This is a genomic window from Vibrio sp. 2130-1 (assembly GCF_033339515.1).
Genome location: NZ_JAWOUT010000307.1, coordinates 1 through 681 on the forward strand (window position 1 = coordinate 1; position 681 = coordinate 681).

The 681-nt window shown below is 36.9% G+C and carries 1 protein-coding gene; it reads right to left on the reverse strand.

Going from position 1 to position 681, the window contains the following annotated elements; genetic code table 11:
• Positions 1–280 precede the first annotated feature (280 nt).
• Positions 281–681 (reverse strand): hypothetical protein (locus R7Q09_RS25905; protein WP_318143911.1); only part of this gene is annotated, 401 nt, incomplete at its 5' end.

A 681-nucleotide genomic window follows, 5' to 3' on the forward strand; every position in this document is an offset into this window, starting at 1 on the left:
TAACATTCGATATTTCTACATTTTGTAAAGGTAGCCAAAACCAGCGATTTTTTGACTCAAGTAGTGCTCTTTTCGAGTTCCAATCCAGTCCCCATAATAAATGCTCTTGATTACCATTCACGAGCCGACAGTGCATCGCTGCCTTGATCCCCAATTTTTCAAGAAAGAACAACATACTTCCTACTTTGCGTAAAAAAAAACCATATTGACACATACTAAGATGTTACCAAGTATGTATCAATTATCTTTTGTTTTTATATGGTTATGATCAAGCTTGTATCTATATGTGGCTGGCCAGCCAGGTCTTGGTAGGCACAAATTGGTCTGACACCACATTGCCATTATTTATACAGATGGGCAATACGAAGTCAGTACCACTTCCTTTTGCAAACTCCCGTACTTCTCTTAAGGTATCTTTGCTATTGCTAACTGGTACTAGTAAAGAGTGGCTAAGTTCCCTTGTTCCACGCAACTTAATATTGGGTATTGAAAAACCTCGATGTAACAGCTCCTTTGTTTTAATGATTTGCACAGAACTGAATGACTTTACGTATTGGAGTTGTGCGGTTACTAGTTCGTTATATACCGTTTTTAACTTAAACTTTGCTAGCAAATAGTCGTCTGTCAAATTACTGAGCTGATACAAAGCCTTTTTAATAATTAATGTAATTTCTGGGTTAT